Raw genomic sequence first — 8,497 nt, forward strand, 5'->3', positions numbered from 1 at the left:
AGTATCTTATCTGAACACATCAGGAGAACCTCATGGTTGATTTCGTTTTTCTTAGCCTCGTTATTGTTGCCGGTTGGTTAGCTGCTTCTATCATTGGAAGCAAAGCCTACTTTATGGGTAAATAAAGTCAATCGATCTGACTAGACCTAGTAGGGTGCGTTATTAACGCACCCTATAATTTTTTTTACTCTCTGCGTTTCCGTGTCTCCGTACCTCCGTATCACCCTGTTCTCGTGTCCCTCCGTGATGAGATCGCCGACTTTCTCTACGCCGTTAGCCAGAATACACTAGAATAGAGCAAATTAGCTTATGCTCAAAATTTAGAACGGTGAATAGTTCTCCTTCCTCTACTGACCTTGACCCGAAACGCTTGTTTTCATTTGAACTTGATGACTTCCAACATCAGGCGATCGCTGCATTGAACGCTGATAAGTCCGTCGTGGTATGCGCTCCCACGGGATCGGGTAAAACCTTAATCGGAGAATACGCCATTTATCGCGCCTTGTCACGGGGGAGGAGAGTCTTCTATACCACTCCCCTGAAAGCGCTCTCGAATCAGAAATTGCGTGATTTCAGTCAAGTGTTTGGCGCGGAAAATGTTGGATTAGTTACGGGTGATTTGTCCCTTAATCGGGAAGCGCCAGTGGTAATCATGACGACGGAAGTATTTCGCAATATGCTCTACGGAACGCCTATCGGTCAAATTGGTACATCGATCCAAGGGGTAGAGGCGGTGGTTTTGGATGAATGCCACTATATGAACGATCGCCAACGGGGAACGGTTTGGGAAGAGTCGATTATTTACTGTCCTCCCCATATTCAACTGGTGGCACTCTCGGCAACAGTAGCCAACAGCGACCAGCTCACAGCCTGGCTTTCAGAAGTTCATGGCCCCACAGAACTGATTTACTCGGACTTCCGTCCGGTTCCCCTGCAATATAACTTTTGCAACCTGAAAGGCATCTTTCCCCTACTGAATAAGAAAGGGAATGGCATTAACCGGTTATTGCTCAATACCAAAGCTAGGGGCAAAAAACCTCCCAAGGTGAAACCCAAGGATCAAGTGCCCCACCTGTTATCCGTGGTTTCCCAACTGAATGAGCGAGATATGCTACCAGCGATTTACTTTATTTTTTCCCGTAAAGGATGCGATCGCGCTGTGGCTGATACGGTGGGACTCTCTCTGCTCTCCTCGGAAGAAAAACGGCAAGTGGCTGCCCACCTAGAACTGGTGCTGCATGAGCATCCTGAAGCCATTCGCCGCTCCCAAGTGGAATGTCTCTATCGGGGGGTTGCCTCTCACCATGCGGGCTTATTACCGGCTTGGAAATCCCTAGTCGAAGAACTGTTTCAACAGGGATTAATTAAGGTTGTGTTTGCTACGGAAACCCTGGCAGCCGGGATTAACATGCCTGCCCGAACCACCATCATTTCCAGTTTATCGAAACGCACGGATCAGGGCCATCGTCTGCTCAACCCCAGTGAATTTCTGCAAATGGCGGGACGCGCAGGACGTAGGGGAATGGATGAAATCGGTCATTTAGTGGTGGTGGAAACCCGGTTTGAGGGGGCAAAAGAAGCGGGGTATTTAGCGACAGCAGGAGCCGATCCCTTAGTGAGTCAGTTTACTCCCAGTTATGGGATGGTGTTGAACCTGCTGCAAACCCATAGCTTGGAGGAAGCCAAACAACTGATCGAACGCAGTTTTGGTCAGTATATGGCCAATTTAACCTTAATTCCCCAACAGCAGGCGATCGCCGCATTGCAAGTAGAAGAAAAGCAAATTCACTCCCAACTGGCTTCCTATGGCAACCTCGAAACCCTCCAGGAGTTGGCTGCCAGTTATAAGAAGCTGCAAGAGCGACTGCGGGAAGCCAAGCGACTGTTGAAAACCTTGCAAAACCAAGCGGAACGGGCGCGAACTAAGGATTTAGCGGCCGCGATCGATTTTGCCGTCCAGGGAACACTGCTCAGTCTCAAAGGCAAGTATATTACCGTTCCTCAAGCCATTTCCGCCATTTTGGTCAGAAAAGTCCCCGGCAGCGGCCAAGCCCCTTATTTGGTCTGTTTGGGGGCGGATAATCGCTGGATGGTGGCGACCTATGGGGATGTGGTGGGGTTATATGGGGATATTCCCCGGTTTAAGGTCGTGGATGGTTGGGAACTGCCCCCAGAGTTAGGATTAAAACCAGGAGAATGTCGCAGTAGTGGCCCAGAAACGAGCGCCACAGCGAACCAAATTCCCCAGTTAGAACCCACATTAGCCGCTCCAGAGGTGGACGATCAACTCTTGCAAGTTGAGGAAATCACGAACGGGTTAATGGAGCATCTGGTACATCAGTGGCCGGAACGGGGTCGGATTCTCAAGCAGATTTCTCGTGCTGCTAGACTAGAGACAGAAATTGGCGATCGCCTCAGCAAATTTCAGCGTCTTAAATCTCGATATTGGGAAGAGTTTCTCAATTTAATTGCCATTCTGCAAGCCTTTAACGCTCTCAATCCTAACCTGGTTCCCACACCTCTCGGTGAATCTGCGGCTACCCTGCGGGGCGAAAATGAGTTATGGCTCGGTATCGCCTTAACCTCTGAAGCCTTTGCCCACCTAGAACCCCATCATTTAGCCGCCGCCTGCGCTGCCCTCGTAACCGAAACACCCCGTCCAGATAGTTGGGTGAACTATAATACCTCTCAACCCGTGATTGAAAGCCTGTTAGAACTCCAAGGAATGCGTCGCCAACTCTTCCAGCAACAACGGCGTTATGATGTAGCCCTGCCCATTTGGTTAGAGTACGAATTAATCGCTTTAGTCGAACAATGGGCCCAAGAACAGGATTGGGCAGAACTCTGTGAACAGACGAGTTTGGATGAAGGAGATATTGTGCGCTTGTTGCGACGAACCTTAGATTTATTATCCCAAATTCCCCATATTCCCCATGTTTCCGGTACATTGAAAGATAATGCGATTTGGGCGATGAAATTGCTCAACCGTTTCCCCGTCAATGAAACAGTTAACAATTAACAATTCTAGGGGCAGGTTCACCATAACAGGACTAAGGAATCGGAGTATGAGGAAAGATGCAGATTGTTTGGACAAAACACGCTGAGGAAAGGCAGCAACAATGGAGCGAGCGTTTCGGAATTACCAGAGAAGAAGTTGAAGCGGTTGTCACTAATCCTCAACAGATTATTTTGGAAGACGATGTTTTGGTGGCTCAAGTTAAACGAGGCAATGGTCTTCTGAGAGTGCCATTTGTTGAAATTGGCAAAACCAAGCGAATCTTAACCCTGTACTGGACTAATCAAATCAAGCGATATTGGCAGGAGAATTCCCATGAAAGTTAAATACAATGCGGAAGCAGACATTTTAATGTTTATCTTACGCGATGGGTTTCCCATTAATGCTATCTCCGAACCTGGAGGCGTTATTGTTAGTTATGACGAAAATGATGAACCCCTTAGCATTGAAGTTCTCAATGCATCTAAACGCAAAATGTTTAATCCTCAAGACCTTATGCTAACGATCGCCACTTGATATACTGTATGGAGGCTAATTTAACTACATCAGATCCATGTTTCTAATATTGGGTGACCTACCCTACAAGATCCATTAAATTAACAACTGTAGGGGCAGGTTCACTGAGATCTTGAATGCCCATCCATAACTCTTGTAAACCTACCCCCAACCCTTCGCGAAGGAACGCGAAGGAAGAAACCGGGTTCTCCTAAGTTGAGTCAACGAGCGAGAAGATAAGCAAGAAACCCGATTTCTAGCGCCCCCAGATGAAGGTAGAGTGATGACTGGCTTGCAAGTACACCATTTGGTTGGCTCAATCTCCGAAATGGAAATTGGTTATTTCCGCGAGTTGCCGCTCTATCTCTCCCTGGTCTAAAAACCAAGCTAGAAAATAGCCTCTGTTCTGATTGGCTAGAAGGTCTGCACAATAGTAATGAGATATTGTCCTACAGTTATCAGTCTATTCCTGTAGTCAATGCTATTGATGCCGTTCTTCGGGAAACCATTAACGAATACCTAATTGAGAAAATAGCCCATTTTGCCGACCAACACTATGACTGGAAGCTGGCAGTGTTTAAATTAATTGCGTTTGAACAGACACATACATCGCAAATTAACTTCAAAACGCCTGTCCATGCTACTGCTGCGGGTTTCTGGTATCTTCAGCAAACAGAATATCGGCATTATGTATATTTCGCATCTCAAGCTTTTCAGCAAGTTCGCCATATCCCTTATGGCAAAGAAATGTACACCCTTGCCCAAACTCTCGGCCTCTGCACCCAAGCCAAAGAATTCAACCAAATTCATACCCTCACCCTTCCCCCCTGTCCTGAACCTGACCCCGAAAAACGCTTGCGCCAAACTAGTTGGCCAGCCCTAGAAGCCTTCCACCGCGTCACCCAAGAAGCCCAACTCATCCACCGCAGCACCGGCAAAGCCACCCGTGCCCAAGCCCTAGCCCGCGCCCAAGGGGAACTGAAACAGATTCTCGATAATGCCGACCAACTCCCCCAAGCGGAAGGCGGTCTCATTCTCGATATCGCCACCACCTGGCGCGATGCTCTCCTGAATATCGCCAGCGATATTGGCAATGTGGAAATTCTCGAACCCGTCCAAAACCCCTACACCATCGGCGACCCCGTAGAAGGTGACCGGTTTGTGGGTCGTGAGGACATCCTCCGGGAACTGGAAAGCCTCTGGTTCCGTGCAGATAACCCCTCCTCTGTCCTCATCTACGGTCATCGCCGCATGGGGAAAACCTCGATTCTCCGCAACCTCACGGGGGGTTCTGACCTGAAGCTGATTTACGTGAACCTGCAACTGCTCGGCTCCGTTACCCAGGGTCTCAGTGAAGTCCTGCTGGCCATTGCTGATGATATTGCCCAACATGTGGACATTCCCGCACCCCCCGATGAAGCCTTTCTCACGTTTCCCCAACACACCTTTAAGGTCTACCTGCGGGATGTCCTCAAACAACTGGACTGTCGCGCCCTGATTATTGCCCTAGATGAATTTGAACTGATTGAAGACCTCATCAAAGCCGGACAACTCACCCCCGACTTTATGGGTTACCTGCGCGGTTTAATCCAAATGGACAAGCGTCTGGCCTTTGTCCTGGCTGGACTGCACACCCTGGAAGAAATGACCCGCGACTATTTCCAACCCTTCTTTGGCAGCACGTACCCCTTGCGCGTCGGTTTCCTCAGCCGCGCTGCTACCCGTCAAATTCTGGAAAACCCCAGCGACGACTTCCCCCTGGAATATGACCCGGATGCGGTGGATGAAATCTATCGCCTCACCCACGGTCAACCCTACCTGGTGCAACTGATAGGCTTTCAACTGGTGCGCCGGTTTAATGAACTGGTGTTTGAAACCGGTCAAGAGCGCGACCCCCGACTCACCCTAGAGGATATAGCTGCTGTCACTGATATCTCCCAAGGCGACCTCTTCCGCAATGGTCGCTACTACTTCGACGGCATCTGGAACCAAGCCAGCCAAGACCCACCGGGTCAAACGGATATCTTACAAGCGCTCGCCCCCCACCCCACCGGCCTCACCAGCGAGGAACTCCAGTCCCAGTGTCCCGATGTGCCGGACCTTACCGCCGCCTTGGACACTCTGCAACGCCATGACGTGGTTCACCAAACCGAGGAGCGCTGGCGCATTCAGGTCGAACTTTGCCGCCGCTGGATAGCCGCCCGCGCCTAGATGTGTCTTGACATCCGTAGGGGCGAAAAATTCATTGTTAGTTGTTAATTATTAATTACAAAGGCGACACCCGGATTCGAACCGGGGGATAGAGGTTTTGCAGACCTCGGCCTTACCGCTTGGCTATGTCGCCGTGTTTGACCACTCTTTCTAGAGTAACAGAATCAATTAGACTTTGACTAGACCCTAACAGAAAATTTTTCTCGCCACTGCCCAACTGCGCTATTCAATCTTGGGGATAACCAGGAATCAAATTGGGAATATACCGGTAAGCGCGCTTGCAGATGCCATCCGTAAGGCTCAAGGAATTGTTGCAGGTGTTCAGCAGAGGGATGGGGATAATCCGGATTCACTTCATCTTTGGGGCCAAGTCCACCGAGATCGGTTGCTCCTGCTTCTAAACAAGATAATAATAGGTTTGGGTAATAGACGAGATTGGGCGGAATTTGCAGGGTAATCTCTGAAGGCAGAAGGCGACGCGCAAGGGCAACGAGGGGGGGCAATTCGGTTAAGTCAAATCCCGGTAAGGTGCTGGTTTGTTGGTCTCCAGGACTGTAGGGTTGTAGAATCGCCTCTTGTATATGATAGTAGGTCTGATGAATTTCGGCGATCGCCTCTAAACTCCGAACTCTGTCTGCTTCCGTTTCCCCAATGCCCACCAAAATCCCCGTCGTAAACGGAATTCCCAGCTCTCCAGCCCATCTTAGCTGTTCTAATCTTAATCCTGGTTCCTTACTGGGTGCGTGAGCATGAACCGTTTCCAATAACCCTCCAGACACCTGCTCCACCATCAATCCCATGGAAACATTAACTTCTTTTAAGCAAGCCATCTCCTCAAAGCTCAACGGCCCTACATTAGTATGGGGCAAAAAACCATAGGAGAGCGCCAACTCAGCCAAAGCATAGATGCGCTCTAACCAAGCTCCCCGACGAGAACTAGCCGGATGGACTTCACCACTGAGAATTAAGATCTCGCAAATTCCCTTACCCTGTAACGCTTGCAACCGCTCATGAGCCTGAATACTGCTCAACCAAGCATCATCACCAGGACTAACTCGAAAGTTGCAGTAGCTGCATTGATTGAAACATTCATAAGTTGGTACGAGGGTATAAGCTGGACTATACGTTACTTCTCGATACATAGCTATAAGATGATGGATTGACGATATGGCAAGCTAGATAGACCACCTCGAAGTTTAATCTATCTAAGGATTCCAGATATCTCATAAAAAAAACCTTAAGACATCTTTACATTGCTAAATAGATATATTAAGATTAAAAAGTAAGCGAAAATTAAATCGCTGTATAGCTTGAACATCTAGATAGCTATAAGCTATTATAAAATCATGACGACCACCCTACAACCCAGATCCAATGCGAGCGCTTGGGAACAATTTTGTCAGTGGGTAACTTCTACCGAAAACCGCCTCTACCTGGGCTGGTTCGGTGTTCTAATGATTCCCACTCTCCTAACTGCAACCCTCTGCTTTATCATCGCTTTTATCGCAGCACCTCCTGTCGATATAGACGGAATCCGCGAACCGGTCTCCGGTTCATTGCTCTACGGTAACAATATCATTACTGCAGCAGTCGTTCCTACTTCCAATGCAATTGGTTTGCACTTCTATCCCATCTGGGAAGCAGCCAATATGGACGAATGGCTCTATAACGGCGGTCCCTATCAGTTAATTGTCTTCCACTTCCTCATCGGCATCTTTTGCTATATGGGTCGGGAGTGGGAACTCTCTTACCGTCTTGGTATGAGACCTTGGATTGCAGTTGCCTATAGCGCCCCTGTAGCTGCTGCGACTGCGGTGCTGTTGATCTATTCCATCGGTCAAGGATCTTACTCTGACGGTTTGCCTCTAGGAATCTCCGGCACCTTCAACTTTATGATCGTTCTGCAAGCCGAACATAATGTCTTGATGCATCCGATGCACATGATGGGTGTAATCGGTATCTTTGGTGGCGCATTGTTTTCCGCTATGCACGGTAGCTTAGTTACCTCTTCTTTAGTGCGTGAAACGACTGAATCCGAAAGCCAAAACCGAGGCTATCTTTTTGGTCAAGAACAGGAGACCTATAACATCATCGCTGCTCACGGCTACTTTGGTCGTCTGATCTTCCAATACGCTTCCTTCAATAACAGTCGTGCTTTGCACTTCTTCTTGGGAGCTTGGCCTGTAGTGGGCATCTGGTTTGCTTCTCTGGGAGTTGCCTGTTTTGCGTTCAATTTGAATGGTTTTAACTTTAACCAGTCCTTATTGGATTCTGACGGCCATGTTATCAATAGTTGGGCTGATGTCATCAACCGGGCTAACTTAGGCATTGAAGCCATGCACGAACGCAACGTCCACAATTTCCCCTTAGATTTAGCCAGTATTGAAGCCATTCCTACTATCCAAGGCTAATTCTTAAGCCTTACGCTTCAATCAAAAGTACCCAGCACCCCTGTAATGGGGTGCTTGTTGTTGTTCTTGAGTTCTTGTAGACTTCATCTGGCTCGATATTGTGACCCTGACAAAGTTGATCATAAGAAATACTTATTAAAAAAATCCCTAAAATTTTTTGTCAAACCCCCTTTACAAAACTAAATAAATAAATTAATATGTGAGGTGTGAGTGGCAAAAAAGTGCCACAGAACCTAGAAAAATAAATAGCCATCATAAAAGCATGACCACAACTCTCCAACAAAGCTCCAACGCGAGCGCTTGGGAGCGGTTTTGTCAGTGGGTAACCTCAACCGAAAACCGCCTCTATGTAGGCTGGTTCGGC

General features: G+C 48.3%; 6 protein-coding genes and 1 tRNA gene. 5 read left to right on the forward strand and 2 right to left on the reverse strand.

Going from position 1 to position 8,497, the window contains the following annotated elements; all coding sequences use genetic code 11:
* Window positions 1-328: 328 nt before the first annotated feature.
* From PN466_RS18895 to PN466_RS18910, 4 genes are all read left to right on the forward strand, one after another.
* Window positions 329-3,019, forward strand: coding sequence for a DEAD/DEAH box helicase (locus PN466_RS18895; RefSeq protein WP_271942379.1), 2,691 nt, complete (start codon window positions 329-331; stop codon window positions 3,017-3,019).
* A gap of 56 nt (window positions 3,020-3,075) precedes the next feature.
* Window positions 3,076-3,342, forward strand: a complete 267-nt coding sequence (locus PN466_RS18900; protein WP_271942382.1) for a DUF4258 domain-containing protein — start codon at window positions 3,076-3,078, stop codon at window positions 3,340-3,342.
* Entirely contained in the window at window positions 3,332-3,532 is a 201-nt protein-coding gene (locus PN466_RS18905; protein ID WP_271942385.1) for a DUF2283 domain-containing protein, read from the forward strand. Before PN466_RS18900 ends, PN466_RS18905 begins: the two co-directional genes overlap by 11 nt.
* A 423-nt stretch (window positions 3,533-3,955) precedes the next feature.
* Complete coding sequence (locus PN466_RS18910; RefSeq protein ID WP_271942388.1) at window positions 3,956-5,722, forward strand: AAA family ATPase; 1,767 nt, start codon at window positions 3,956-3,958, stop codon at window positions 5,720-5,722.
* A 61-nt stretch (window positions 5,723-5,783) separates the two neighbouring features.
* Here the strand turns inward: PN466_RS18910 and PN466_RS18915 are convergent.
* A tRNA-Cys gene (locus tag PN466_RS18915) sits at window positions 5,784-5,855 on the reverse strand.
* Between the two features lie 46 nt (window positions 5,856-5,901).
* The gene (gene cofG, locus PN466_RS18920) at window positions 5,902-6,864 is read right to left on the reverse strand and encodes a 7,8-didemethyl-8-hydroxy-5-deazariboflavin synthase subunit CofG (RefSeq protein WP_271942390.1); all 963 of its coding nucleotides are present in this window, start codon (window positions 6,862-6,864) and stop codon (window positions 5,902-5,904) included.
* Window positions 6,865-7,068: 204 nt separating this feature from the next.
* On the opposite strand from cofG, the gene psbA reads away from it, so the two are divergent.
* On the forward strand, window positions 7,069-8,133 hold the full coding sequence (psbA, locus tag PN466_RS18925) for a photosystem II q(b) protein (RefSeq protein ID WP_271942393.1): 1,065 nt from the start codon (window positions 7,069-7,071) through the stop codon (window positions 8,131-8,133).
* Window positions 8,134-8,497 lie beyond the last annotated feature (364 nt).

It is taken from the genome of Roseofilum reptotaenium CS-1145, assembly GCF_028330985.1.
Taxonomy (GTDB): Bacteria; Cyanobacteriota; Cyanobacteriia; order Cyanobacteriales; family Desertifilaceae; genus Roseofilum; species Roseofilum reptotaenium.